Annotated in this window: 23 protein-coding genes; 14 read left to right on the top strand and 9 right to left on the bottom strand. The window is 60.7% G+C overall.

All coding sequences use genetic code 11. From position 1 onward, the window contains the following. Positions 1 to 126: 126 nt before the first annotated feature. From EQV97_RS03370 to EQV97_RS03345, 6 genes are all read left to right on the top strand, one after another. Positions 127 to 1,215: a polyamine ABC transporter substrate-binding protein gene (locus tag EQV97_RS03370; protein WP_225570408.1), complete on the top strand. Its 1,089-nt coding sequence runs from the start codon at positions 127 to 129 to the stop codon at positions 1,213 to 1,215. Then, entirely contained in the window at positions 1,212 to 2,513 is a 1,302-nt protein-coding gene (locus tag EQV97_RS03365; protein ID WP_240888390.1) for an FAD-binding oxidoreductase, read from the top strand. Before EQV97_RS03370 ends, EQV97_RS03365 begins: the two co-directional genes overlap by 4 nt. Positions 2,514 to 2,780: 267 nt before the next feature. Then, complete coding sequence (locus EQV97_RS03360) at positions 2,781 to 3,377, top strand: paraquat-inducible protein A (protein ID WP_045058403.1); 597 nt, start codon at positions 2,781 to 2,783, stop codon at positions 3,375 to 3,377. Beyond that, complete coding sequence (locus EQV97_RS03355; protein ID WP_225570410.1) at positions 3,374 to 4,030, top strand: paraquat-inducible protein A; 657 nt, start codon at positions 3,374 to 3,376, stop codon at positions 4,028 to 4,030. Before EQV97_RS03360 ends, EQV97_RS03355 begins: the two co-directional genes overlap by 4 nt. Next, positions 4,011 to 5,666 carry an MlaD family protein gene (locus EQV97_RS03350; protein WP_122840449.1) on the top strand — a complete coding sequence of 552 codons (1,656 nt, stop codon included), beginning with the start codon at positions 4,011 to 4,013 and terminating at the stop codon, positions 5,664 to 5,666. Before EQV97_RS03355 ends, EQV97_RS03350 begins: the two co-directional genes overlap by 20 nt. Positions 5,667 to 5,683: 17 nt before the next feature. Continuing rightward, on the top strand, positions 5,684 to 6,241 hold the full coding sequence (locus tag EQV97_RS03345) for a PqiC family protein (RefSeq protein ID WP_122840450.1): 558 nt from the start codon (positions 5,684 to 5,686) through the stop codon (positions 6,239 to 6,241). Positions 6,242 to 6,364: 123 nt separating this feature from the next. Here EQV97_RS03345 and EQV97_RS03340 read toward each other — a convergent pair whose 3' ends face one another. Beyond that, the gene (locus EQV97_RS03340) at positions 6,365 to 7,288 is read right to left on the bottom strand and encodes a tyrosine-type recombinase/integrase (RefSeq protein WP_045058399.1); all 924 of its coding nucleotides are present in this window, start codon (positions 7,286 to 7,288) and stop codon (positions 6,365 to 6,367) included. A gap of 355 nt (positions 7,289 to 7,643) precedes the next feature. Here EQV97_RS03340 and EQV97_RS03335 point away from each other — a divergent pair, with 355 nt between their 5' ends. The 3 genes from EQV97_RS03335 (at position 7,644) to EQV97_RS03325 (ending at position 10,758) form a co-directional block, all read left to right on the top strand. After that, on the top strand, positions 7,644 to 8,354 hold the full coding sequence (locus EQV97_RS03335; RefSeq protein WP_240888389.1) for an HPP family protein: 711 nt from the start codon (positions 7,644 to 7,646) through the stop codon (positions 8,352 to 8,354). A 142-nt stretch (positions 8,355 to 8,496) separates the two neighbouring features. Continuing rightward, positions 8,497 to 9,603, top strand: a complete 1,107-nt coding sequence (locus EQV97_RS03330) for an enoyl-CoA hydratase/isomerase family protein (RefSeq protein WP_240888388.1) — start codon at positions 8,497 to 8,499, stop codon at positions 9,601 to 9,603. A 3-nt stretch (positions 9,604 to 9,606) separates the two neighbouring features. Then, on the top strand, positions 9,607 to 10,758 hold the full coding sequence (locus EQV97_RS03325) for an acyl-CoA dehydrogenase family protein (RefSeq protein WP_240888387.1): 1,152 nt from the start codon (positions 9,607 to 9,609) through the stop codon (positions 10,756 to 10,758). A gap of 116 nt (positions 10,759 to 10,874) precedes the next feature. Here the strand turns inward: EQV97_RS03325 and EQV97_RS03320 are convergent, their stop codons facing one another. The 7 genes from EQV97_RS03320 to pssA form a co-directional block, all read right to left on the bottom strand. Further along, positions 10,875 to 11,648: an enoyl-CoA hydratase gene (locus EQV97_RS03320; protein ID WP_240888386.1), complete on the bottom strand. Its 774-nt coding sequence runs from the start codon at positions 11,646 to 11,648 to the stop codon at positions 10,875 to 10,877. A 14-nt stretch (positions 11,649 to 11,662) separates the two neighbouring features. Further along, complete coding sequence (locus EQV97_RS03315) at positions 11,663 to 12,790, bottom strand: acyl-CoA dehydrogenase (protein ID WP_122840455.1); 1,128 nt, start codon at positions 12,788 to 12,790, stop codon at positions 11,663 to 11,665. 122 nt (positions 12,791 to 12,912) lie between these two features. Beyond that, entirely contained in the window at positions 12,913 to 14,106 is a 1,194-nt protein-coding gene (locus EQV97_RS03310; protein WP_240888385.1) for an acetyl-CoA C-acyltransferase, read from the bottom strand. 11 nt (positions 14,107 to 14,117) lie between these two features. Then, positions 14,118 to 14,879, bottom strand: coding sequence for an SDR family NAD(P)-dependent oxidoreductase (locus tag EQV97_RS03305; RefSeq protein ID WP_122840457.1), 762 nt, complete (start codon positions 14,877 to 14,879; stop codon positions 14,118 to 14,120). 16 nt (positions 14,880 to 14,895) lie between these two features. Continuing rightward, a complete protein-coding gene (locus EQV97_RS03300; protein WP_240888384.1) occupies positions 14,896 to 16,560 on the bottom strand; it encodes an AMP-binding protein in 1,665 nt (554 codons plus the stop codon). 257 nt (positions 16,561 to 16,817) lie between these two features. Continuing rightward, positions 16,818 to 17,834 carry an AraC family transcriptional regulator gene (locus tag EQV97_RS03295; RefSeq protein ID WP_240888383.1) on the bottom strand — a complete coding sequence of 339 codons (1,017 nt, stop codon included), beginning with the start codon at positions 17,832 to 17,834 and terminating at the stop codon, positions 16,818 to 16,820. 147 nt (positions 17,835 to 17,981) lie between these two features. After that, a complete protein-coding gene (gene pssA / locus EQV97_RS03290; protein ID WP_122840460.1) occupies positions 17,982 to 19,325 on the bottom strand; it encodes a CDP-diacylglycerol--serine O-phosphatidyltransferase in 1,344 nt (447 codons plus the stop codon). A gap of 168 nt (positions 19,326 to 19,493) precedes the next feature. Here pssA and EQV97_RS03285 point away from each other — a divergent pair, with 168 nt between their 5' ends. The 4 genes from EQV97_RS03285 (at position 19,494) to EQV97_RS03270 (ending at position 22,890) form a co-directional block, all read left to right on the top strand. Beyond that, positions 19,494 to 20,351, top strand: a complete 858-nt coding sequence (locus EQV97_RS03285; protein WP_122840461.1) for an SDR family oxidoreductase — start codon at positions 19,494 to 19,496, stop codon at positions 20,349 to 20,351. A 133-nt stretch (positions 20,352 to 20,484) separates the two neighbouring features. Next, entirely contained in the window at positions 20,485 to 21,096 is a 612-nt protein-coding gene (locus tag EQV97_RS03280; RefSeq protein ID WP_122840462.1) for a Yip1 family protein, read from the top strand. Positions 21,097 to 21,142: 46 nt separating this feature from the next. Then, entirely contained in the window at positions 21,143 to 22,486 is a 1,344-nt protein-coding gene (locus tag EQV97_RS03275; protein ID WP_122840463.1) for a cation:proton antiporter, read from the top strand. Between the two features lie 116 nt (positions 22,487 to 22,602). Then, positions 22,603 to 22,890, top strand: a complete 288-nt coding sequence (locus EQV97_RS03270) for a hypothetical protein (RefSeq protein WP_122840464.1) — start codon at positions 22,603 to 22,605, stop codon at positions 22,888 to 22,890. 80 nt (positions 22,891 to 22,970) lie between these two features. Here the strand turns inward: EQV97_RS03270 and EQV97_RS03265 are convergent, their stop codons facing one another. After that, entirely contained in the window at positions 22,971 to 24,194 is a 1,224-nt protein-coding gene (locus EQV97_RS03265) for a zinc-dependent alcohol dehydrogenase (RefSeq protein WP_240888382.1), read from the bottom strand. Positions 24,195 to 24,549: 355 nt separating this feature from the next. Between EQV97_RS03265 and EQV97_RS03260 the strand changes: the two genes are divergently transcribed. After that, complete coding sequence (locus tag EQV97_RS03260; RefSeq protein WP_240888381.1) at positions 24,550 to 25,026, top strand: hemerythrin domain-containing protein; 477 nt, start codon at positions 24,550 to 24,552, stop codon at positions 25,024 to 25,026. The last annotated feature ends 39 nt before the right edge of the window (positions 25,027 to 25,065 follow it).

Genomic DNA, 25,065 nt, shown 5'->3' with positions numbered 1-25,065 from the left:
GGGGAGTGCATGCCATTCGTTCCCACTATGGAATGCACTCCCCTGTGGGAGTGAGCCTGCTCGCGATGAGGCAGCGACAACACGACAGAAACACCTGAAAAATCCAATAACTCCAAGAGGTGTCTAATGCGTCTATTGAAATCCGTGGTCCCGGCAACGCTGGCCTTGCTGTTCAGCGCAGTGGCTCAGGCCCAGCCAACCGTCAGTGTCTACAACTGGACCGATTACATTGGCGAGACCACCCTCGTCGACTTCCAGGCGAAAAGCGGGATAAAAGTCATCTATGACGTCTTCGATTCCAACGAGACCCTCGAAGGCAAGTTGCTCGCCGGGCGGACCGGATACGACGTGGTGGTGCCGTCCAACCACTTCCTCGCCCGTCAGGTAAAAGCCGGCGCGTTCCTCAAGCTCGATCGCGCTCAGTTGCCTAACTACAAGCACCTGGACCCCAAGCTCCTCGCCCTGCTGGAAAGCAACGATCGGGGTAACGAGCATTCGGTGCCGTACCTGTGGGGCACTAACGGCATCGGCTACAACGTAGAAAAGGTCAAACAGGTGCTTGGCATCGACCGGATAGATTCCTGGGCCGTACTGTTCGAGCCGGAAAACCTGAAAAAACTCAGCCAGTGCGGCGTCTCTATGATGGATTCTGCGGACGAAGTGTTCCCCGCCATTCTCAATTACATGGGCATGGACCCGCGCAGTGAAAATCCCGAGGATTACAAGAAAGCCGAAGCCAAACTGCTGAGCATCCGGCCATACATCACGTATTTCCACTCGTCCAAGTATGTGTCCGACCTGGCCAATGGAGACATATGCGTCGCCTTCGGTTATTCCGGTGACGTGTTCCAGGCGGCCAATCGCGCCAAGGAAGCCGGAAACGGGGTGAACATCGCCTACGCCATCCCCAAGGAAGGCAGCAACCTGTGGTTTGACCTGCTGGCGATTCCAGCCGACGCGAGCAACCCTAAAGAAGCCCATGCGTTCATCAATTACCTGCTCGACCCGCAAGTGATTGCCAAAGTCAGCGCCTCGGTCGGCTACGCCAACCCCAACCCTGACGCCAAACAATTCATGGACCCGGAGTTGGTGAACAACCCCGAGGTCTATCCTCCTCAGGCCGTCCTCGACAAGCTCTACATCTCGACCACCCCGCCCCAGGCGATCATGCGACTGATGACGCGTTCGTGGAGCAAAGTGAAGTCCAACAAATGAACCAGTACACCCAGGAACATGCGCACTCTTACTACGCCGCCACGGCCCGTGACCTGACGGCCTACCCGAGCCTGGCGACTGATCGGGTCGCTGACGTGTGTGTGATCGGCGGCGGTTTTACCGGGGTCAATACCGCGATAGAGCTGGCGCAGCGTGGGCTTTCGGTGATTATGCTCGAAGCCCGGCGGATTGGCTGGGGCGCCAGTGGGCGCAATGGCGGGCAGTTGATTCGGGGGATCGGCCATGACGTCAGCGGGTTTGGCCGGTACATCGGAGCGGATGGCGTGCGTTATCTGGAGCGCGCCGGCACGGAATCGGTCGAACTGGTGGGCCAGCGCATTCGCGAGCACGCCATTGATTGCGACTTGCGCTGGGGCTTTTGCGAACTGGCCAACACCCAGGCGCAGTTCGCCGCATTCAAGGCCGAGCAGCAGCAACTGCAGACCAGTGGATACGCCCATGAAACCCGCCTGGTGGGGCCGCAGCAGATCCGCGAGGAAGTGGTGGACTCCGGCGTGTATGCCGGAGGCCTGGTGGACATGGGCTCGGGGCACCTGCATCCGCTCAACCTGATCCTTGGCGAAGCGCGCCTGGCTGCGTCCCTCGGCGTGCAGATCTTCGAGCAGAGCCCGGTGCTGGAGTTGATCCATGGCGATACCGTGCAGGTGCGTTGCGCGGGTGGCACGGTGCGCGCTGGCAGGCTGGTGCTGGCGTGCAACGCGCACCTGGATGAACTCGAACCCAAACTCAGTGGCAAGGTGTTGCCCGCCGGCAGCTACATCATTGCGACCGAGCCGCTGACGGCGGATGCCGCCAGTGCCTTGATCCCCCACAACCTGGCGTTGTGCGATCAAAAGGTCGGGCTGGATTATTACCGGCTTTCGGCAGACCGACGCCTGCTGTTTGGCGGTGCCTGTCATTACTCAGGCCGCGATCCGACGGACATTGGCGCCTATATGCGCCCGCAGATGCTCAAGGTGTTCCCGCAACTGGCGGATGTGCGCATCGACTACCAGTGGGGCGGCAAGATCGGCATCAGCGCCAATCGCTTCCCCCAGGTCGGTCGCTTGGGCCAGCACCCGAATGTCTACTATGCCCAGGGATACTCCGGGCATGGGCTGAACGTGACCCACTGGTGCGCCAGGCTGCTGGGTGAAGCGATACATGCCGGACACAGCCACGGCTTCGATGTTTTCAGTGCCGTGCCGCACATGACCTTCCCCGGCGGCCCGATGCTGCGCTCGCCGCTGCTGGCACTGGGGATGTTATGGTATCGGGTGCGCGAGATCCTGGGCTAAATCCGCCCTCGTAGGAGCTGCCGCAGGCTGCGATCTTTGATCTTGACTGCATGCATCCGCCCCCCCTCCCCGTAGGAGCTGCCGAAGGCTGCGATCTTTTGACCTTGACCCTAAATAAAGGCAAAGATCGCAGCCTTCGGCAGCTCCTACAGGGTTCATGCCTTCTGTCTTCTCATGGCTTTGATTCAATTTCGATTTGCTGATTCGCCACTCGCCTCTATATTGAGGAGGTGCTCTGCCTTTAAAGCCTCTTATTGAGCGCGACCCATGGCCTCGAACGACCAGCTGATCATCTGCGAGCATTGCGATTGCGTGTTTCAAAAAGCGACGCTCGCCAAACATCAGAAAACCCTGTGCTCACGTTGTGGCGGGGTGCTCCAGCGCTATAACGGCTTGACCATAGAGCAGCGCCTGGCGTTGAGCCTCACGGCGCTGGTGGTGTGGATCTTCACCAACTTCTACCCGGTAATGAGCATCAGCCTCAAGGGCTTGAAAAACAGTGCCACGCTCTGGGATTCGGTACTGGCCCTGAGCCAGGGACCCATCACCTTCATCGCCATGGTCGCAGCGATCGCCATGATCATCGCCCCGATCTTTCAGCTGGTGCTGCTGATCTGGGTGCTCGGTTTCGCCCTCTCCGGGCAACGCTGCCCCGGCTTCAAACCCTGCATGCGCTGGCTAGAAACCTTGCGCCCCTGGAGCATGCTCGAAGTCTGCCTGCTCGGGGCCATGGTCGCCGTGATCAAACTGGCAGGGTTGCTCGATGTATTGCCCGGCATCGGCCTGTTCGCCCTTGCCGTGCTCAGCCTGATGATGATCCGCATCGCCGGGCGCGACGTGCGTGATCTGTGGGACACCCTATGAGCCGACCGCCAGTGGCGCAAGAACTCGACCTATGCCTCTGTCACAGTTGCGGCCTGGCGTGTGACATGACGCATGAACCCCATGAGTGCGAACGCTGTGACGCGCCCTTGCACCGACGCAAGACCAACTCGATCACCCGGACCTGGGCTTACCTGCTGACCTCGCTGGTGTTCTACATTCCCGCCAACCTGTTGCCGGTCATGAACACAAAGATGGTCGGCAATGGCGCCGACAGCACGATCATGAGTGGCGTGCTGGAGTTCTGGGAAGCCGGTGCCTGGGACATCGCCCTGATCATCTTCATCGCCAGCATCGCGGTGCCGGGCATCAAGTTCGTGGCCCTGACGCTGCTGCTGGTGACCGTGCAGCGCAACAGCCTGTGGGCACGCAGGGAGCGCTCGAAAATGTATCGCTTCGTCGAGGTGATCGGCTACTGGTCGATGCTCGACGTCATCGTCGTGGCGCTGGTCGCCGCCCTGGTGAAGTTTCAGGCCCTGGCCGATATCGAGCCAAGGCCGGGTATTCTGTTTTTTGGCCTGGTGGTGGTGTTCACCATGCTGGCGGCGATGAGTTTCGACCCACGCCTGATCTGGAATGATTCGCGGGAAAAGCCGCATAACGAGGAGGTCATGGATGAAGTCGCAAGCCACTGACGGGCCCCAGCCCCCCGGCCAGGCACCGATCAAGACCCGCAGGTTCAGTGTTTCCCTGGTGTGGATCGTGCCCATTGTTGCGGTACTGGTAGGTATTTCCCTGGTGGTGCACAGCATCCTGCAGCAAGGGCCGACCATCACCATCACGTTCAAGACGGGCGCTGGCCTAACGGCCAACAAGACCGAGGTCAAATACCGTAACGTGGTCATCGGCCATGTCTCGGAAGTCGAACTCAGTGACGACCAGAAGAGTGTCAATGCCACGATAAAACTGGCCAAGCAGGCGGAAAGCTTTACCCGTGAAGACTCGAAATTCTGGGTCGTGCGCCCGCGCATAGGAGCTGGCGGCGTGTCGGGTATCGATACCCTGCTGTCCGGCGATTACATCGGCGCTGATATCGGCCAGGCCAACACCCGGGCCAAGCGCTTCCAGGGCATGGAAAACCCGCCGCCGATCACCTACGGCGAACCGGGCAAGCGCTTTACCCTGCACACCCAGGACCTGGGCTCGCTGGACATCGGCTCGCCGGTCTACTACCGCAAGATCCCCGTCGGCCAGGTGGTGGCCTATGCCCTGGACGCCGATGGCAAAGGCGTGAACATCGACGTGTTCGTCCACTCGCCCAATGATGCCTATGTCACACAAAACACCCGGTTCTGGAACGCCAGCGGCATTGATGTGAGTGTCGGCGCCAATGGCTTTTCGCTCAAGACCGAGTCGTTGTCCTCGATACTGGTCGGCGGCATCGCCTTTCGCGCTCCTGAGTACAGCCCTGACGACAAACCTGCGGCAGAAGAATATGCCTATGAGCTGTTCCCGGATCAGCAGACCGCCCTCGCCCCGCCCAATGGCAAGGCGCAGTACCTGAGCCTGCGCTTCGATCAGGCGCTGCGAGGGCTCAAGGTCGGCGCCCCGGTGGAGTTCCTCGGTACGGAGTTCGGCAGAGTCGTTTCGGTCAACCTCGATTTCGATGCGCAGAAGCGCAGTTTTCCGGTGAATGTCGGCATCGTCATCTACCCGCAACGTCTCGGCACGGCCCATACCAAGATTCAAAAAGTGTTGAATCACGATTCCAACGACGAGGCCGCCGGAGTGCGCCTGATGGGCTCCTTCGTCGAGAACGGCCTGCGCGCCCAGGCCCGCAGTGGCAACCTGTTGACAGGGCAGCTGTACATTGCACTGGACTTCTATCCCAAGGCGCCAAAGGTCACGTTCGATGCGACTGCCCGCCCCGTCAGCATTCCAACCATTCCGGGCAGCCTGGAGGAGATTCAGGGCAAACTGGAGGCGATGGTCGACAAGATCAACAAACTGCCGATCGAACGAATCGCCAACAACCTCGATGCCAATCTGGTCGAGCTGCGCAAGGGCTTGACCCAGTTCAATGCCAAGACGTTGCCCGGCGTCCAGAGCACCCTGGCCGACGTCAGCAAGACCTTGCAGTCGGCCAACTCGACATTGGCCGAGGACTCGCCGCAACGTGAGCAACTGTCCGAAACCCTGGACGATCTGGGCCGTACCTCGCGTTCCTTGCGCGACCTGGCGGATTACCTGGGACGCCACCCCGAATCGTTGATTCGCGGACGTCCCAATAATGCCGCGCCTATCGACCTGCAAGGGCCGCCGAGCAAATGACCACAGGAGCATCACCCATGGCTTTTCCGCTGAAGATCACCCTGCTCGCCGCGCTGTCATTGCTCGCCGCCTGCCGCAGTGATCCGATTCAGTTCCATACCTTGACCCCGGCGCAGTTGAACGCGAATTCGCAGTCCACGGCGCAGATACAGATCGAATCGCTCACGGTGCCGCCGCAGGTCGATCGTCCGCAGATCGTCGTGCGTCAGGGCAACACCGGGATCGCGATTCTTGAAACCCAATGGTGGGGCGCCAGCCTGGTGGATGAGTTACGCGCGGCGTTGATCGACCAGATGGTGAACAGCAACCCCAGGCGCAATATCTCGGTGCGCCTTGAGGTGCAGCGGTTCGACTCGATTCCGGGTCAATATGGGCTGATCGACGTAAAATGGCGCCTGCGCGACGCAGGCTCCACTGACAAGGGCACCCTCACCTGCCGCAGCACCTTGAAGACCCCATCCGGGCCTTCGATTGATGACCTGGTTGATGCGCAGCAGACCAACGTCAAGCGTCTGGCCGCGCTGATCAGCCAGGCGGCAGGCAATCCGCAAAACACCTGCCCCACCAGCCTGTAAACACTGACAAGTACTGCGCCGGGTGTTGCCCCCACTGTATGTTCGTCACGGTTCAAGCGGGATATCAGGCTGCCAGAGAGTTCGTTCACGACCATCGCGAGCGAGCTCGCTCCTGCAACCGCATCACAAATCGAAACGATCCACCGCCCGCCGCCGCTCGTTGTCGTCACGCACATCGTAGTTGGCGGTCGTCTGGATATTGCTGTGGTGCGCCAGCTTCTGCGCGATAGACAGGTCGTGCTCCTCGATCACCCGGGTGATGAACGACCGGCGAAAATCGTGGGGCATGATCTTCACGCCGACCTGCGCGCCACGCTGGCGGGCAATGTAATAGATCGCATGTTTGGTGATGCGCTCGCGCGTGATGTGGCTGCCTCGACGAATGCGGTTGAACAGGAACGGGTCATCCACCTCCCCCTCCTTGAGCTGCGAGCGGCGCAGTTCAAGCCAGGCGTCGAGCTTGGCAAAGGCCCAGGTGGGCGCATATTTGATCAACTGCTTGTTGCCCTTGCCCGTCACTCGCAGACTGCGCTCGGCAAAATCCAGCTGACTGAGGTCCAGGTTGACCGACTCCGACTTGCGCATCCCCGAGCCATACAGAATTGCAATGATAGCGGCGTCGCGCAGCCCCTGGGGTCTGGGGTCGGCGGCACACACCGCCATCAGTTCCTGGATCAGCGAACGGCGCAGATTGCGCCCCTGGGACAGCCGCGTGCCGGCGATGCCCTTGACCGAGCGCATCTTCAACAGGTGTTCCTGGCTGATCAGGCTCATGCGCCAGGCTTCATTCATTACCCCGCGCACGGCGTTGACGTACAGCGATGAGGTGTTGGGCGCATAACCGTCCTCGCGCAGCGCTGCAACCAGCGCAACGACATCCTCTGGCTGTAATTGATGCCAGGGAATTTCCTCGACGTTCATGTCTTCGAAACCCAGGCGATCGGCGGCATCCTGCAGGACATAACGCATCGTCATTTGGCTGGAGGGTGCCAATCGCGCCAGGTAGACAGTGAGCGGATTAGCCTTGGAAGCGGGTAAGTCAGTCAAACGAAACGGCCTTGAGTGAAATCGGTGTCATTGAACAAAAAACAGCCATGAGCTGCCTTGCGGTAGTCAGGTGCGGGCTAAACCACAATCTCCATCAGCTGACGTGCCCCGGTGGGGCTCCCAACCCTGCCGGCCGGGGCTGCAAAAGTCAAATCAGCTGTCATTTAAAATGGGCAACGCTGCCATTTAATTCATAATTAATGCATTAAACCTGCATTAATATGAATTTGTCAGTGCCCGTATAGCGAGGCAAACTGTGCGCGTTCCTCCCCCAACAGTGGGAACGCTTTCAAGGGCTTACTGGGTTTCCAGCCGAGCCTTTTTTTTCGCCTGCTTTTCACGGATCGTTTAATTCATGCTTGCTCGCTGGTTACCTGCCGCCATCAACACTCGCCCCACTGAATGGAGCCGCGCCGCGATTGGCATGGCCATAGGTACGATGTTCACCGTCTGGCTGTGCAGCCGGGTATTCGGCGTCGAGGTGGCCCAACACCTGATCGGGCCGCTGGGGGCTTCGGCCGTGCTGCTGTTTGCCGTGTCATCCGGTGCCCTCGCCCAACCCTGGGCGATCCTGGGCGGCTACCTGAGCGCTGCAGTGGTGGCTCTGCTGGTAGCGCACGTGCTCGGTCGCACGTTGACCAGCGCATGCCTGGCGGCGGGCGTTGCGCTGATCCTGATGTGCTGGATGCGTTGCCTGCACCCGCCCGCCGGCGCCCTGGCGCTGACCCTGGTGCTGGCCGACCCTGCGACCATCGCCCTGGACTGGCAAGCTCTGGGGCCCGTGATGCTCGGGGCTGCCACCCTGTTGTTGTGTGCCCTGCTCTACAACAACCTGACGCGCATCCGTTATCCCAAACGTGCAGGCGAGCCCCCGGTAGCAGTGCCCGCCGGTCCCGCCGTGGTCGACAGCCAGGCCATCACCGCCCAGGATTTGAAGCTGGCCCTGGCAGACCTGGAGGCCTTCTACGACGTCACGCCCGAAGACCTGGAGCAATTGATCCATGCCAGTGAAGTGCACGCCCGGCGGCGCAGCATTGGCGACGTGTTCACGGGACGGTCCGCGTAGTCAGGTTTCGTTCCCTGCATGCATATCTGCAGACTGGACCTGCAGATATCCCGGTTGTACATCACAAATTTGCACTGGTACGATCCGGGATCGCTCGCGTGCGAGCTTCTCTATAAAGAACAATAAAAGCAGGGAGTTAGTGATGACTGCTCAGGTTTCTTCTCCGGGGACTCAGTCCATGGATGCCACGCACAACGACGTGCTGGCCGAAGTACGCAACCACATTGGTCACCTGACCCTCAATCGTCCCGCCGGTCTCAATGCCCTCACTCTCGACATGGTGCGCAACCTGCAGCGCCAGCTCGACGCCTGGGCGCAGGATTCGACGGTACACGCCGTCGTATTGCGCGGCGGCGGGGAAAAAGCCTTCTGTGCCGGTGGTGACATCCGCTCGCTGTACGACAGCTTCAAGAACGGCGACTCGCTGCACCAGGATTTCTTTGTCGAGGAATATGCCCTGGACCTCGCCATTCACCACTACCGCAAACCGGTGCTGGCGCTGATGGACGGATTTGTACTGGGCGGCGGCATGGGCCTGGTGCAAGGTGCCGACCTGCGAGTGGTCACGGAAAAAAGCCGCCTGGCAATGCCGGAAGTGGGCATTGGCTATTTCCCGGACGTCGGTGGCAGCTACTTCCTGCCTCGCGTGCCCGGCGAGCTGGGGATCTACCTGGGCGTCAGCGGCGTGCAGATTCGCGCAGCCGATGCTCTCTACTGCGGGCTGGCCGACTGGTACCTGGACAGCAATAAAATTGCCATCCTGGACGAGCAGCTTGATCAGATGGCATGGCACGACACCGCGCTCAAGGACCTGCAGGGCGTACTGGCCCGGCTCGCGGTGCAGCAACTGCCCGATGCGCCGTTGATTGCGCTGCGCCCGGCCATCGATCACTTCTTCGCCTTGCCCGACGTGCCGAGTATGGTTGAGCAACTGCGTGCCGTCACGGTGGCTGACAGCCACGACTGGGCGCTGGCGACGGCGGACCTGCTGGAGACGCGCTCGCCGCTGGCCATGGGGGTCACCCTGGAAATGCTGCGCCGTGGTCGCCACCTGAGTCTGGAAGACTGTTTTGCCCTTGAACTGCACCTGGACCGCCAGTGGTTCGAGCGTGGTGACCTGATCGAGGGCGTGCGCGCCTTGCTGATCGACAAAGACAAGACGCCACGCTGGAACCCTCCCACCTTGCAGGCGCTGGGCGCCGGGCATGTGGAGAGTTTCTTTGAAGGCTTCGACCGGAGCGGGAGCTGAGTCATGCACGATATCGAATTGAGCGAAGAACAAGTGATGATCCGCGACATGGCCCGGGATTTCGCCCGGGGTGAAATCGCGCCTCATGCCCAGGCCTGGGAAAAGGCCGGCTGGATTGATGACGCCCTGGTGGCGAAGATGGGCGAGCTCGGCCTGCTGGGCATGGTGGTACCCGAGGAATGGGGTGGCACCTATGTCGACTACGTGGCCTATGCGCTGGCGGTGGAGGAAATTTCCGCAGGTGACGGCGCCACCGGCGCCCTGATGAGCATCCACAATTCCGTCGGTTGCGGGCCCGTGCTGAACTTTGGCACCGAAGAACAGAAACAGGCCTGGCTGCCGGACTTGGCCAGCGGCAAAGCCATTGGCTGCTTCTGCCTGACCGAACCCCAGGCCGGGTCCGAAGCCCACAACTTGCGCACCCGCGCGGAACTGCGCGATGGCCAGTGGGTGATCAACGGCGCCAAGCAATTCGTCAGCAATGGCAAGCGCGCCAAATTGGCGATCGTGTTCGCCGTGACCGACCCGGACCTGGGCAAACGCGGAATTTCCGCCTTCCTGGTGCCAACCGATACCGCCGGTTTCATCGTAGATCGCACCGAACACAAGATGGGCATCCGCGCATCCGACACCTGCGCAGTCACCCTGAACAACTGCACCATCCCCGAAGCCAACCTGCTGGGGCAACGCGGCAAGGGCCTGGCCATCGCCCTGTCCAACCTTGAAGGTGGACGCATCGGCATCGCCGCCCAGGCGCTGGGCATCGCCCGCGCGGCATTTGAAGCAGCCCTGGACTACGCCCGCAGTCGGGTGCAGTTCGACAAGCCGATCATTGAACACCAGAGCATTGCCAATCTGCTCGCCGACATGCATACCCGGCTGAACGCGGCGCGCCTGTTGATCCTGCACGCGGCGCGCCTGCGCAGCGCCGGCAAGCCTTGCCTGTCGGAGGCGTCACAAGCCAAGCTGTTCGCTTCGGAAATGGCCGAGAAGGTCTGCTCTTCGGCGATGCAGATTCATGGCGGGTATGGCTATCTGGAAGACTACCCGGTGGAGCGCTACTACCGCGATGCGCGGATCACGCAGATCTATGAGGGGTCGAGCGAGATTCAGCGGATGGTGATTGCCCGAGAATTGAAGAACTATCTGGTTTAGGGCCTGGAAGCATCGCGGGCAAGCCTTGCTCCCACACAAGCCTCGGTCCCACAGTCCCGATCACCTGTGGGAACAAGGCTGTGGGAGCAAGGCTCGCCCGCGATAGCCTTACCCGATTACTTGCCCTGGAACTGCGCCTCACGCTTGGCAATAAACGCCGCCATCCCTTCCTTCTGATCCTGCGTCGCGAACGCCGCATGGAATACCCGACGCTCAAAGCGCACGCCCTCAGACAGGCTGACTTCGAACGCGCGGTTGACGCTTTCCTTGACCATCATCGCGATCGGCAGGGATTTAGCGGCGATCAACGCGGCGGCTTTCAGCGCCTCGGCCAGCAACTCATCCGACGGCACGATGCGCGCCACGATGCCACAGCGCTCTGCTTCCACGGCGTCGATCAAACGTCCGCTCAGGCACATTTCCATGGCCTTGGCCTTACCTACCGCGCGGGTCAGGCGCTGGGTGCCGCCCATGCCCGGGAGCACGCCGAGGTTGATTTCCGGTTGGCCGAACCGGGCGTTGTCGCCCGCCAGGATGAAGTCGCACATCAGTGCCAGTTCACAACCGCCACCCAAGGCAAAACCGTTCACCGCAGCAATGACGGGCTTGCGGCGATTGGCCACGCGGTCGCTGTCGCTGAACAGATCGTCGAGGTAGATCTGCGGATACGTCAGCTCGGCCATTTCCTTGATGTCGGCGCCGGCCGCGAAAGCCTTTTTCGAACCGGTGAGCACGATGCAGCCGATGTTCGAGTCAGCTTCCAGGCCATCGAGCGCCTGGTTCAGTTCGCTGACGATCTGCGCATTCAATGCGTTTAACGCCTGGGGCCGGTTCAGGGTGATCAGGCCAACACGACCGTGGATTTCCAGCAAAATCGTTTCGTAGTTCACAAATGGACTCCTGTTCAAAGGTTGCGCGAGATAACCATGCGTTGAATGTCGCTGGTGCCTTCGTAGATCTGGCACACCCGCACGTCGCGGTAGATGCGCTCCAGCGGGAAGTCGTTCAGGTAACCGTAGCCGCCCAGGGTTTGCAAGGCCGCAGAACAGACTTTTTCAGCCATTTCCGAGGCAAACAACTTGGCCATCGAGGCTTCGACCAGGGCGGGCTTGCCGCTGTCACGCAAAGCCGCTGCGTAATGCACCATCTGCCGGGCCACGGCTATCTGGGTGGCCATGTCGGCGAGGCGGAACGCGACGGCCTGATGTTCGATGATCGGCTTGCCGAAACTTTCCCGCTCCCTTGCGTAGTCCCGGGCTGCTTCGAACGCGGCTCGGGCCATGCCCACCGATTGCGAAGCAATGCCGACGCGACCGCCTTCAAGGTTGGCCAGGGCGATTTTGTAGCCTTCACCCTCCTCGCCCAAACGGTTGGCCACTGGCACCTTCACGTCTTCGAAGAGAATCTGGCAGGTGTCGGAGGCGTGCTGGCCGAGCTTGTCTTCAACCCGCGCGACTTTGTAGCCCGGTGAATCGGTGGGAACGATTAGGGCGGTGATTCCGCGCTTGCCTGCGCTCGGGTCCGTCACGGCAAACACGATCACTACGCCGGCATTCTGCCCGGAGGTGATGAACTGTTTGCAGCCATTGAGCACGTAGTGGTCGCCTTCCAGGCGGGCACGTGTTTTCAGGCCACTGGCATCGGAACCGGCCTGGGGTTCGGTGAGGGCAAAAGCGCCGAGCATGTCGCCCCTGGCCAAGGGTTTGAGAAAGCGTTCTTTCTGCTCATCGGTGCCGTAATTGAGGATCGGCACGCAGCCCACCGAGTTGTGCACGCTCATGATGGTCGAGCACGCGCCGTCACCGGCCGCGATCTCTTCCAGGGCCATGGCGTAGGCCAGGTAACCGGTGTCGCAGCCACCCCATTGCTCCGGCACGAGCATGCCGAAGAAGCCCAGTTCGGCCATTTCGCCGATGGCTTCGGTGGGAAAACGATGCAGGCGGTCCCACTCGGCGGCGAACGGTTTCAGCCGTTCCTGGGCAAACTGCCGTGCCGCGTCGCTGATCTGGGATTGTTCGTCATTGGGAATCATGCCAAATCCTTGAATATGAAATACCCCGTGTAGGAGCTGCCGCAGGCTGCGATCTTTTAATGATGATCTTCAAGGTCAAAAGATCGCAGCCTGCGGCAGCTCCTACAGGGGGTGTGCGGGTTTTAGTACAGGCATTCCACAGCCATGGCCGTGGCTTCACCGCCGCCGATGCAGATGGCTGCAACGCCGCGCTTCAAGCCTTTCTGGCGCAGCGCCGAGAGCAGGGTCACCAGGATCCGCGCGCCGGATGCGCCAATGGGATGGCCCAGTGCGCAAGCTCCGCCGTGCACGTTGACTTTCTCATGGGGGATTTCCAGCTTGGCCATGGTCACCAGGCTGACCACCGCAAACGCTTCGTTGACTTCAAACAGATCGACCTGGTCCAGGGACCAGCCCGTCTTTTTCATCAGCTTGCGGATTGCGCCCACCGGGGCCACCGGGAACAGCCCCGGGGTATCGGCAAAGGCAGCATGCCCGTGAATCACTGCCAGCGGCTTGAGCCCCTGTTTTTCGGCAGCGGAGCGGCGCATCAAGACCAGGGCCGCAGCGCCGTCGGAGATCGAGCTGGAGTTGGCCGCAGTGACGGTGCCACCGTCGCGGAACGCCGGCTTGAGTGCAGCAATCTTGTCGAGTTTGGCTTTCGGCGGCTGTTCGTCGTTACTGATCAGCACCTGTTCCTTGCCGACGGTAACGGTAAGCGGGACGATCTCGTCCTTGAAACTGCCGTCCTTGATCGCTTGCTGTGCACGGGTGGTCGAGGCAATGGCAAAGGCATCCTGGGCTTCGCGGCTGAAGCCGTTGGTCTCGGCGCAGTCTTCGGCGAAGGTGCCCATCAGGCGTCCCTTGTCGTAGGCGTCTTCAAGCCCGTCGAGAAACATGTGGTCCATCACCCGACCGTGCCCCATGCGGTAACCGCTGCGTGCGCGGTCCAGCAGGTACGGCGCGTTGGACATGCTCTCCATGCCTCCGGCGACGACCACCTCGGCACTGCCGGCGACGAGCATGTCGTGGGCCAGCATCGTCGCTTCCATACCCGAGCCGCACATTTTGTTCAACGTGGTGCAGCGGGTTGATTTGTCCAACCCTGCACCCAGCGCGGCCTGGCGCGCCGGGGCCTGGCCAAGGCCTGCGGAGAGGACGCAGCCAAACAGAACTTCCTCGACCAGAGCAGGGACGATACCGGCGCGTTCGACGGCGGCGCTGATCGCGGCGGCACCCAGTTGCGGTGCGGTGAGACTTTTCAGTTCGCCCTGGAACCCGCCCATGGGGGTGCGCACGGCGCTGACAATAACAATCGGATCGTTGGCAATAGTCATGACGAATTCTCCTACCTGGCGGCCATGCGCAAGGCACCGTCGAGACGGATCACCTCGCCATTGAGCATGCTGTTTTCAATGATATGCCTTACCAGCGCGGCATACTCGTCCGGTTTCCCGAGCCTGGGTGGAAACGGCACGCCAGCCGCCAGCGACGCGCGTACTTCAGGCGTCATGCCGGCCATCATCGGCGTCTCGAAAATGCCCGGGGCAATGGTCATCACGCGGATGCCAAAGCGCGCCAGCTCGCGAGCGGCGGGCAAGGTCAGGCTGACGATAGCGCCCTTGGACGCCGCGTAAGCCGCCTGGCCGATCTGGCCGTCATAGGCAGCGGCTGACGCAGTATTGATGATCACCCCGCGCTCGCCGTCGCTATCCGCTTCAGTTTCGGCAATCGCCGCTGCCGCCAGGCGCAGCATATTGAAGCTGCCGATCAGGTTGACGTTGATCACTTGGCTGAAGCTGGCCAGCGCATGCGGGCCGCTCTTGCCGAGGATTTTTTCCCCGCGCACGATACCGGCGCAGTTGACCAGTCCATTGAGGCCGCCGAAGGCTTTCACCGTGGCTTGCACTGCTGCTTCGGCGGCGGCCTCATCACTGATGTCGGCGACCACACTTTGCGCGCCCAGTCGCTGGGCCTGAGCGGCGACGGCGTCGGCGTTCATGTCTACCAGCATCACGCTGGCACCGGCGGCCACCAGCATTTCAGCGGTGGCGGCACCGAGCCCGGACGCACCGCCGGTGACGAGAAAAACCTTGTTTTCGATCTGCATCACAGTTTCCTTGGATTCAAGCTGAAACGTTCTTCGCGGCGGCCTCTTGAGCCTTGGCGATTTCCTGGTTGCGCAAGATAAAGCGCTGCAATTTGCCGCTTGGGGTTTTCGGCAATTCGCTGACAAATTCGATTTCACGGGGGTACGAATGCGCGGCCAGGCGCTTGCGCACGTGCTGGCGCAGTTCTTCGGCGAGCGCCGGATCGGCGCGGTATTGCGCACTGAGTACAACGAAGGCTTTGACCAGCTCGGTGCGCTCCGGATCAGGTTTGCCGACCACTGCCGCCTCGACCACGGCCGGGTGCTCGATCAGCGCGCTTTCCACGTCGAACGGGCCGACCCGGTAGCCGGAGGTGGTGATCACGTCGTCACTGCGCCCGACGAAGCTGATGCTGCCATCGGGGTTCCACTCGACGGTGTCGCCGCTCAGGTAGTAGTGGCCGACGAACGCTTTGGTGGGGCCGCCTTCGTAACCGGAGAACCAGCACATCGGTGACTGGCTGCGATCGATGGCCAGGATGCCCGGCTGACCGACGCTCAGTTCCTGGCAGGCCTCATCCAGCACCACAATGCGGTGGCCGGGCGAGGCAAAGCCGGCGGCGCCCATGTGAATCGGGTGTTCCAGGCCGTGGTGATTACACAGCACCATGCCCAGTTCGGTCTGGCCATAATGGTCGTGGATGACCACGTTCAGGTTGTCGGCGAACCAGCGGATCACTTCCGGGTTCAGCGGTTCACCGGCACTGCTGACAATGCGCAACCTGCCTTTGATGGACCGGGCGAACTCGTCGCCGCCGGCGATCAGCAGTCGGTAGGCCGTGGGCGAGCCCGTGAGGTTGGTGATTCCATATTTGTTGATGACCCGGCAGGTACTTTCGAGGGTGAACGGGCCGTCGTAAAAGGTAATCGGATGCCCCATCGCCAGTGGCCCGGTCACGCCGAAATAAATGCCGTAGGCCCAGCCGGGATCGGCGACGTTCCAGAATGCATCTTCGGGGCGCAAGTCGACCGCATCGCGGGTGTAACTGTGGAACGCGACGATGGCCTTCAGGGGTACGGACAGGGCTTTCGACGGGCCGGTGGTGCCAGACGTGAACATCAGCAGGAAAGGGTCTTCACCAGTGAGCAGCACCGGTTCGCAGACAGCAGGGTAATTGGCCAGCTCAGCCCAGAAGCTGAAATCGCCACGGACAATGCCCTGGCCTTTTGGTCCTGCGACGGTAACGATGGTCGGGCAGCTCTCGACCTCGGCGAGCTTGCTGCGATTGCCCGCATCGGTCACCACCACCTTGGCACCGGAACTGCCCAGACGGTGCTCGATCGCCTTGGGGCCGAAGGCGGTGAACAGCGGTTGATACACCGCACCGATGCGCCAGGTCGCGAACACCGTGACCAGCAGTTCGATGTTGCGAGGGAGCAAGCCGGCAACCTTATCGCCTTTGCGCACGCCCTGCTCCAGCAGGAAATTGGCGAAACGCGCGGCTTTGTCCTGCAAGTCGCTAAACGTATAAGTCGCGCTCGAACCGTCGCGCCCCTCCCAGAACAGCGCAATGCGCCCGGGCAGTGCGTGCCGGTCGCAACACTCGACGCAGGCATTGAGCGCAGTGAGGTCGCCGGCCAGTGCGGCATCGACGGTGTGCTGATAATCGAACTGTGAAGTGGCAGTCAGGTAGTCGCGCATTGCCAGAATCCCTCTGTATTTTTATTAGGTTGGGGGAACCGTAATCAACAGGAGAAATAGTCGCTCTGTGCGCCCGGCGGGACAATGGTCAAAGCTATCAAGTTGTTTGACTGGTTTGGCCAAGGTTCGGGAGGCGCAGCGGCTGCCATGGCCTCGTCGCGGGCACGCTCACTCCCACAGGATCTGTGTGCTGACGCTAAAACTGCAGGAGCGAGCTTGCTCGCGATGGGGCCAGTCAGGCCACTACACAATCACGCTCAGTTCGGCTCATTGAGGATAAGACTGCGGTAATGCCCGGGATTGGACCCCGACCACTTGCGAAACGCCTTGTAGAACGAGCTCGCATCGGCAAACCCCAGGCGCGTGGCAATTTCGGCAAAGCTGATCACCGGGTCCGCCAGCCAGACGATCGCCAGCTCCTTGCGCACGCTGTCCTTGAGCCCCTGGTAAGTCTGCCCCTCCTCCGCCAAGCGGCGGCGCAAGGTCGAGGCCGACATGCACAATTGTTGCGCCAGTGCCTCGGTCTCCGGCCAGTGCTGGGCGGTGATCTGCCGCAAATCGTGCTTGATCCGGCTGGCCAGGCTCTGTGGATCGCGGTATTTCACCAGGATATTGGCCGGGGCATGGGCCAGGAAGCGCTTGAGCTCATCGGGACTGCGGCGGATCGGCATGTCCAGGCAATCGGCGGCAAAAATCATGCGAGTGCGGGGTCGATCGAAGCGCAGGTTCTCGGAAAACATTACCTGGTAGTCGTCCAGAAAATCCGGTGCCGGGCAGCGCAGTTCAATCGCCAGGATCGGTATTCGCCTCCCGGCCAACCAGCAGGCGACGCCGTGCACGATCATCCAGTAGGTAAAGTAGGTGAACGCGCGCTTGGCGGGTTGCTCATCCTCGATCAGCACGATTTCCGCCAGGCTCTGCTGACGCACCAGGTGCGCTGGCAGGTGCCGGAACATCAGCGAGAGAAAGTCCAGGCCGCAGGTCAGGCCCGCCATCAGGCTGGGCTGGGCCATAGCGCTGCGGCAGAGGAATTCGAAACTTCCGGAGCGCAGCGGGCGCGGATCCATGCCAAAAAACTCATCGTCGCCCCGTCGGGCCAGCAGCCGCCACAGCCGTGCATAGGCCGTCGCCGGCACCCGGGCATTCGCGGTACCCAGTAACGCCGGGGCAATGCCGACCTTTTCCAGTACTTCGGCGGTTGCCACGCCGGGCGCACAACTTTGCAACAGGGCTTCGCGCACCAGTTGGATGGAGATAGTGTCTTTTTCCGACATTAAATCAGGCAGGCCAGGTTGTTATTCGAATATCGCCATCTTACATGCAGGAGGCAGCTTGCTGGCGATGGTCTTTAACGATGACGCGGGGTGCCTGATGCCCCGAGGCGGCCTCTGGTTTTTCGCGAGCGAGCTGGCTCCTGCAAGTTACAGGATCCGGTACAGCAACCTCTCGATCCGCACGCGGCTGACGCGCTTGAGGAACTTGGCCACCGCTGCCGGGTATTCCACCAGCGTTTCCAGGTCCTGGTATCGGCCAATGCGCGTGGTGTGCTGGAAAATCTGCCCAAGCTCTTCCCTGCGCGGCGCCAGCAGCTCACCTTTGGGATCATCGATCAGCAAGGCGTTTTCCAGGTCGAGACGGAACGCCCGCGGGTTCAGGTTATTACCGGTGAGCAAGGTATAACGCTGGTCGACCCACATGCCCTTGAGGTGGTAGGTGTTGTCGCCGTCCTTCCACAGGTGCAGGTTCAACTGGCCGCTGTCGATATAACGCTGATGACGCTTGGCGAAACGGCGCAGGCTGATTTCGTACAGGTATGGCAACGCCGCGATCACCTTGAACGGCTCGCTGGGTGGGATGTAGAAATCGTTGGCTGTCTTGTCCCCGACCACGATGTCGATCTTCACGCCCCGTGCCAGTGCCCGATTGATTTCCCGGGTCACGGCCAGCGGCAGGTTGAAATACGGCGTGCAGATGGTCAGCTGCTGCTGGGTGCTGGCGATCAACTCGCCAATCACCCGGCTCAGCGGATTGTTCTTGCCCACGCCGAGGAGCGGGCTGACCGACAGCCCGCCTTTGTCCGTAGTCCCATTGGTGGTGTCATACGTCGCGTGCTTGAGGCGGCTGCGCAGGTCACCGATATCGTTGCGCAGGCTGCGGGTGGTCGGCAGATTGGGCAAATCCAGGCGATTGACCGCCTTGGAGGCGATAAGGCCGTGCTGCACCAGGTGCTGCATCGAGTCCGCCAGGTCGCGGTTGTGCAACAGGTGATAACGGTCGTAACGGTACTTGTCGAACTTGTGCAGGTAAACGTTGTTCAGACTGGCGCCGCTGTAGATCACGCAATCATCAATTACAAAACCCTTCAAGTGCAGCACGCCGAACAGCTCACGGCTCTGCACCGGCACGCCGTACACCGGCACTTCGCTGGCATGGGTGCGGGTGGTTTCCTGGTACCACGCCGAGTTGCCCGGCTGCTTGCCAGCACCGATCAGGCCACGCTGGGCGCGCAGCCAGTCGACGACCACCACGACATCCAGTTCCGGGCGCGCCAGTTTGGCGGCATGCAGGGCATCGAGGATCTCCTGGCCGGCTTCATCCTGTTGCAGGTACAACGCGACGATGTAGATGCGTCGGGTTGCACTGGCGATCTTTTCCAGCAGGCAGCGACGAAACTCGGCGGCACCCGAGAGGATGGTGACGGCCTCGGCGGTCAGCGGGAAGCTGCGCAGTTTTGGCAGCAGGGAGCGTTTGAAAAGCGACGGCATAGGGCTCGCAAAGGGTCGAATCCGAAGAGTCGCAGAGCTTACACCATGGCGTCGCGCCTGGCACAGCGTGTTGACCGTTCAACCCTTTCACCGAAAATCCAACCGAACCCACGCCAAAAGCCCAGGGTCCACCCTCTGACTCTTTCGCCTTGAGATTGGAGATTCACGATGAATGACTATCCAAAACCGCCCTTCCCCAAACAGGCACAACCCGTCCCCGGCTCCCAGAAAAAAATGGATCCCTACCCGGACTGCGGTGAGCAAAGCTACAAAGGCTCCGGCCGGCTGGAAGGCAAGATTGCCCTGATTACCGGCGCCGACAGCGGCATCGGCCGCGCCGTGGCAATTGCCTTCGCCCGCGAAGGCGCGGACGTGGTCATTGCCTACCTCAACGAACATGAAGACGCCCAGGAAACCGCACGCTGGGTCGAACAGGCCGGCCGCCAGTGCCTGCTGGTGCCAGGCGACCTGGCGCAAAAAGCCCAATGCCAGGCGGTGGTCGACAAGACCGTCGAACGCTTCGGTCGCATTGACGTGCTGGTCAACAACGCCGCGTTCCAGATGACCCACGAGAATTTCGAAGACATTCCGGACGAGGAATGGGTGATGACATTCGACGTCAACATCACCGCGATCTTCCGCATCTGCCAGGCGGCGTTGAAACACATGAAGCCCGGCAGCTCGATCATCAATACCAGCTCCATCAACTCGGACATGCCCAAGCCTACCCTGCTCGCCTACGCCACTACCAAGGGAGCTATCGCCAACTTTACCGGCGGCTTGGCGCAGATGCTCGGGCCGAAGAACATCCGGGTCAACAGCGTCGCACCCGGGCCCATCTGGACGCCACTGATCGTCTCGACCATGCCCGACGAAGAAGTGCAGAACTTCGGCGCCCAGACCCCGTTGGGGCGTCCCGGGCAGCCTGTGGAAGTCGCGCCAATTTATGTACTGCTCGCCTCGGATGAAGCCAGCTACATCACAGGTCAGCGCTACGGCGTAACCGGTGGCAAACCGATGCTGTAACTGTCGCGCAGCCAGTCTTGGGGCCTGCACGCCAAGACTGGCTGGTCTGTGCGACAAAAAAATGAACCGTCGGTAAATGCCCTTGCTCAATACGTTTATAGCCCTCCACCACGGGCCGTTCGAGGAGGTCGTCATGTCCGCACCTATCGTCAAGCTATTCACTCAACCCAACTACGCCTGGACGGATATTCGCAAGGAAGAGGAAGCGCATCCGCGCCACTACCTTGCGCATCTGCTCCTGCTCGCCCTGATCCCCGCAGTGTGCCTGTTCATCGGGACCACCTATGTGGGTTGGAGTTTGGCGCAGAATGAGACAGTCAAGCTCAGTACCACTAGCGCCTTGCAGCTGTGCGTCATGCTCTACGTGACGATTCTGCTGGGCGTAGCAGTAATGGGCCTGTTCATACGCTGGATGTCGCGCACATTCGACGCCCGGCCGACCATCAACCAATGCATCGGATTTGCGGCTTACACCGCCACCCCGTTCTTCCTGGCCGGGCTGGCAGGCCTTTATCCCAGCCGTTGGCTGGCCATCGCGGTGCTGGGCGCTGCAGGCATCTACTCGACATTTTTGCTGTTCGTAGGCTTGCCCACGTTCATGCATGAACGCAAGGAACAGGGAGTATTGAATGCCGCCTGCGTCTGGGGCGTGGGCTTGCTAGTGCTGGTCACTATCCTGGTGGAAATGATCTTGCTGTGGTTCAACGTGCTGACGCCCGAATACCTGCGCGCGACTGTCGGTTGAGCTTACTCCACGCTGTATCACGGCCACCCTCGCGCAGGACGCAAGTATGAGTTTTACGATATGGGTGGCCGTTCTCGGTGCCGTGTTACTGACCCTGGCGTTGACGTCGTCCTATCTGCGCTGGAAGCCCGTTACCACCTCGGCGGTATGCCTGGCGCTGGGCGTCGGTATCGGCCCCACGGGCCTGGGCGTATTGAAACTGGATGTGGACGATGCATCAGTGTGGATGGAACACCTGACCGAAGTGGCGGTGTTGTTTTCCCTGTTCGTTTGCGGTTTGAAGCTGCGCGCTCCCTTCAGGCAAAAGAACTGGCGAGTGGCACTGGGCCTGGCGGGCCCGGTTATGATGCTGAGCATTGCCGGGGTGTGTCTGCTGCTGCACTTCGCATTCCAGTTGCCTTGGGGTGTCAGCGTACTGGTTGGCTCGATCCTGGCGCCGACCGACCCTGTGCTCGCGTCTCTGGTGCAGGTTAACGATGCCCGCGACGACGACAGTGTGCGGTTCGGCCTGTCCGGCGAGGCTGGCCTGAATGACGGAGTCGCCTTCCCGTTCGTGATTCTTGGATTGCTCCTGCTGCAACAAGACGGCAACCCCGGCTGGCTGGGAGATTGGGCGCTCGGCAGAGTGCTCTGGGCAGTGCCGGCGGGGCTGTTGATCGGGTACTGGATGGGCCGTGGAATCGGCAGGTTGACCTTATCCCTGCGCATTGCCAATGAAGACAGCACCCTCTCCCCCAACGACTATCTGGCCCTGGCCCTCATCGCATTGGCCTATGTCGGCGCCGAGTGGGTTCACGCCTACGGGTTCCTGTCTGTATTCGCCGCTGGCCTGGGGTTGCGTCAGGAAGAGGTCAAGTCCACGGGCGATGCCCCGGTGCCGGCCGAGCATCTGGTCCAGCCAGTGGTCGGTCACCAGAACGTCGACCCCCAGCAAGCGGTGCATGGCGACACCGAGAATCTTGAAGACTCCCAAGTGGCCGCCGGCATCATGATGGGCGACATGCTGGCATTTGGCGGTCTGGTGGAGCGCGCCATGGAAGTATTCCTGGTGACCTTGCTCGGCGTGGTGCTGATTGCGCACTGGGACTGGCGCGCGCTGCCGATAGGTGGCGCATTGTTCCTGCTGATCAGACCGCTGAGCGTCCTGGCCATGCCCTGGGGCGGTCTGCTCGAAAGTCGCCAGCGTCTGTTGATCGGCTGGTTCGGGATCCGCGGGATCGGCAGCCTGTATTACCTGTTCTACGCCCTGAATCACGGGCTGGACCCGTCAGTCGCGGCCTTGTGCACCAACCTGACGTTGTCGGTGGTGGCGTTGAGCATCCTCGTGCACGGGGTCAGCACCCAACCCATCCTTGCTCGATACGAACAGCGTAAAAAACGAAAAAACTGATTTTTTGCTCAGGGTTTTATCGTCGGAATAATCGAAATTTAACGCTCATAAATTTGAAATCCTTCGCCGGTGCCGCTGCCTATTAATCATTAACATTCTGAATAAAGGTGCCGGCCATGATCCACTACTCCACCCGTGATGAAATTTCAGCCTGCCGCGAGTTCGCCCTGGAACGCAACCGCCAGCTATTTGAAGAAGCAGAGACGCTGAATCAAGCCGCCTTCGCCCTCCTCGAAGGCAGCGAGCTGGATGGCGAGCAGTTCGACCGCTACCAGGCAATGCGCAGAAAAGCCGACTTGAAATTCGAAGAAGCCATCGAGCATTTGCGCCTGTTGAACGAGGACTTCCCTTCGATGCCGATGGCGGTTGCCAATCCCAAACCCGCGCACGAATCCAGAGCGTGATGTAGCTGGCACTGCCTGTCACTTGCAGGAGCCGGCTTGATGCTCCTGCAAGTGTGCTTCCCCCCTTTCTCGGCTCTGCATCAGGTCACCGGGATTGCCTGGGCCTCGAAGGTTTCAGCCAAGGGCTCCTCAGGGCTACCCGGAGTCAGGATCACTTTGCGACAATCCTCCTGCTTTTTATCAAACAGCTTGTACCCTTCGGCGGCCTGCTCCAGTGACATGCGGTGGGTGACGATTGCCTCGGGTTGCAAGCGTCCGGTTTCGATATACCCCAGCAGCTGCGGCAAATAGCGCTGGACATGGGTCTGCCCCATTTTGAATGTCAGGCCTTTATCGAACGCGTCACCGAACAGGAAACCATGGATAAAGCCGGAGTAAACCCCAGGCACGCTGACCACGCCGCCTCGGCGAACGGCAGCGATACTCTGGCGCAGCGCCTTGCCACTGCTGCCCTCCAGCTTCAACGTCGCCAGCACCGTCTCGGTGGTGCTGCCCTTGGCCTCGAAGCCCACCGCGTCAATGACCGCGTCCACCCCGCGACTGCCAACGGTCTGGCGAATGATGGTGTCCGCCGGGTCGTCATCTTCATCGAAGTTTATCGGGATCACTCCGTAGGCACTCTGCGCGTAAGCCAGTCGATACGGATGATGATCGACCATGAAAATTTGCTCGGCGCCCAGCATTCGTGCGCAGGCAGCGCTGAGGAGCCCCACTGGCCCTGCACCGTAGATCGCCAGGCTGGAACCCTGGCCAATGCCAGCGTTAAGTACGGCTTGCCAGGCGGTAGGCAGGATGTCCGAAAGAAACAGTACTTTCTCGTCTGCCAGCATACCCGGAACCTTGAAAGGCCCGGTGTTGGCCTTGGGGACACGCACTAATTCGGCCTGCCCGCCGGGAATGCCCCCATATAAACGGCTGAAGCCGAACAATGCCGCCGGTGGAGGGATTGCCTTTTTGTTGACGATGGCTCCGCGCCCGGAGTTGGTGGTTTCGCAGCACGCGAACAGCTCTTGCTGGCAGAAAAAGCAGTCGCCACAGGCGATCACGAAAGGGATCACTACCCGATCACCGCGCTGTACTGCAGTCACCGCCGAACCGGTTTCCTCGACAATGCCCATGAACTCATGGCCGAAGATGTCGCCATGTTCCACCGTGGGAATCTTGCCTCGATACAGGTGCAGGTCCGACCCGCAAATGGCGGTCGCGGTCACCCTGAGGATAATGTCATCAGGGGCCTCGATGACGGGATCAGGTACGGTTTCGACCCTGACGTCGTGAGCACCGTGGTAAGTCATTGCTCGCATGGCTGCATCCTCGCTGGTCAATCTCGCTGGTCAATAAAGACTGGATAGTCTGTAGTTAAGGGCGATGGCTGAAGCGGCGAGTTCAGTTGAATGCGAGGCGATTCTGATCGGCGGTTTTTGCCTCTTCAAGAAAAAATCCCGCGTGGTGCCAGCCCAATGCGAAGTGCAATGGCCGCCTTTGTACACTCATGCAGGCTGCATGGTAGTCCCAGCTTATAAACAGAGTTAATTAATTGATTTATAAGAGAATTAGCCGCTGATCGGATCCGGCACGGGAAATGCTCCCTCACTGTAAGCGACCTGCGGCATCGAGACCGTTAGCGCTCTACCCGTGACTATTCGAGAGAACCCGACCATGAACGCCATCGACCTGTTGAAAGCCGACCATGAACGCGTGAAGAGCATCCTGACCCAGTTGAGCGAATCCACCGAGCGTGGAGTCAAGAAACGCACGGAGCTGCTTGCCAAGCTGGAAATGGAAATCACCATCCATACCCGGCTCGAGGAAGAAGTGTTGTACCCCGCCTACAAGAAAGCCGGGGGCAAGGAGCAGGAAATCATGTACTACGAAGCCAAGGAAGAACACCGCACGGTCGATTCCCTGGTGCTGCCAGACCTGAAAGCAACCGACCCATCGACCCCCGAGTTTTCCGGGCGGGTGAAGGTAGTCAAGGAGCTGCTGGAGCACCACATCGAAGAGGAAGAACAGGAGATGTTCCCTGAAGCCAGCAAGCTGCTGGGCAAGGCTGAGCTGGAAGAGCTTGGGGCGCAGATGGAGAGCTTGAAAGCGCAGTACAGGAAAGAGATGAGCGCCGCTAATCTGGCGGCTTGATAGCCAATGCCAGGGCGTGGCGAGGGCAAGCCCCCCGCC

The sequence above is a fragment of the Pseudomonas sp. TMW22090 genome, from assembly GCF_022496665.1.
GTDB classification, from domain to species: domain Bacteria; phylum Pseudomonadota; class Gammaproteobacteria; order Pseudomonadales; family Pseudomonadaceae; genus Aquipseudomonas; species Aquipseudomonas gregormendelii.
The sequence above is the reverse complement of the archived record's forward strand: the minus strand, read 5'-3'. Positions and strand labels throughout refer to the sequence as shown.

Excerpts from the sequence above, each read along its gene's own strand:
- EQV97_RS03370 (WP_225570408.1), top strand. The coding sequence starts at position 127 with ATGCGTCTATTGAAATCCGTGGTCCCGGCAACGCTGGCCTTGCTGTTC.
- EQV97_RS03365 (WP_240888390.1), top strand. The coding sequence starts at position 1,212 with ATGAACCAGTACACCCAGGAACATGCGCACTCTTACTACGCCGCCACG.
- EQV97_RS03360 (WP_045058403.1), top strand. The coding sequence starts at position 2,781 with ATGGCCTCGAACGACCAGCTGATCATCTGCGAGCATTGCGATTGCGTG.
- EQV97_RS03355 (WP_225570410.1), top strand. The coding sequence starts at position 3,374 with ATGAGCCGACCGCCAGTGGCGCAAGAACTCGACCTATGCCTCTGTCAC.
- EQV97_RS03350 (WP_122840449.1), top strand. The coding sequence starts at position 4,011 with ATGAAGTCGCAAGCCACTGACGGGCCCCAGCCCCCCGGCCAGGCACCG.
- EQV97_RS03345 (WP_122840450.1), top strand. The coding sequence starts at position 5,684 with ATGGCTTTTCCGCTGAAGATCACCCTGCTCGCCGCGCTGTCATTGCTC.
- EQV97_RS03335 (WP_240888389.1), top strand. The coding sequence starts at position 7,644 with ATGCTTGCTCGCTGGTTACCTGCCGCCATCAACACTCGCCCCACTGAA.
- EQV97_RS03330 (WP_240888388.1), top strand. The coding sequence starts at position 8,497 with ATGACTGCTCAGGTTTCTTCTCCGGGGACTCAGTCCATGGATGCCACG.
- EQV97_RS03325 (WP_240888387.1), top strand. The coding sequence starts at position 9,607 with ATGCACGATATCGAATTGAGCGAAGAACAAGTGATGATCCGCGACATG.
- EQV97_RS03315 (WP_122840455.1), bottom strand. The coding sequence starts at position 12,790 with ATGATTCCCAATGACGAACAATCCCAGATCAGCGACGCGGCACGGCAG.
- EQV97_RS03310 (WP_240888385.1), bottom strand. The coding sequence starts at position 14,106 with ATGACTATTGCCAACGATCCGATTGTTATTGTCAGCGCCGTGCGCACC.
- EQV97_RS03305 (WP_122840457.1), bottom strand. The coding sequence starts at position 14,879 with ATGCAGATCGAAAACAAGGTTTTTCTCGTCACCGGCGGTGCGTCCGGG.
- EQV97_RS03300 (WP_240888384.1), bottom strand. The coding sequence starts at position 16,560 with ATGCGCGACTACCTGACTGCCACTTCACAGTTCGATTATCAGCACACC.
- EQV97_RS03295 (WP_240888383.1), bottom strand. The coding sequence starts at position 17,834 with ATGTCGGAAAAAGACACTATCTCCATCCAACTGGTGCGCGAAGCCCTG.
- pssA (WP_122840460.1), bottom strand. The coding sequence starts at position 19,325 with ATGCCGTCGCTTTTCAAACGCTCCCTGCTGCCAAAACTGCGCAGCTTC.
- EQV97_RS03285 (WP_122840461.1), top strand. The coding sequence starts at position 19,494 with ATGAATGACTATCCAAAACCGCCCTTCCCCAAACAGGCACAACCCGTC.
- EQV97_RS03280 (WP_122840462.1), top strand. The coding sequence starts at position 20,485 with ATGTCCGCACCTATCGTCAAGCTATTCACTCAACCCAACTACGCCTGG.
- EQV97_RS03275 (WP_122840463.1), top strand. The coding sequence starts at position 21,143 with ATGAGTTTTACGATATGGGTGGCCGTTCTCGGTGCCGTGTTACTGACC.
- EQV97_RS03270 (WP_122840464.1), top strand. The coding sequence starts at position 22,603 with ATGATCCACTACTCCACCCGTGATGAAATTTCAGCCTGCCGCGAGTTC.
- EQV97_RS03265 (WP_240888382.1), bottom strand. The coding sequence starts at position 24,194 with ATGCGAGCAATGACTTACCACGGTGCTCACGACGTCAGGGTCGAAACC.
- EQV97_RS03260 (WP_240888381.1), top strand. The coding sequence starts at position 24,550 with ATGAACGCCATCGACCTGTTGAAAGCCGACCATGAACGCGTGAAGAGC.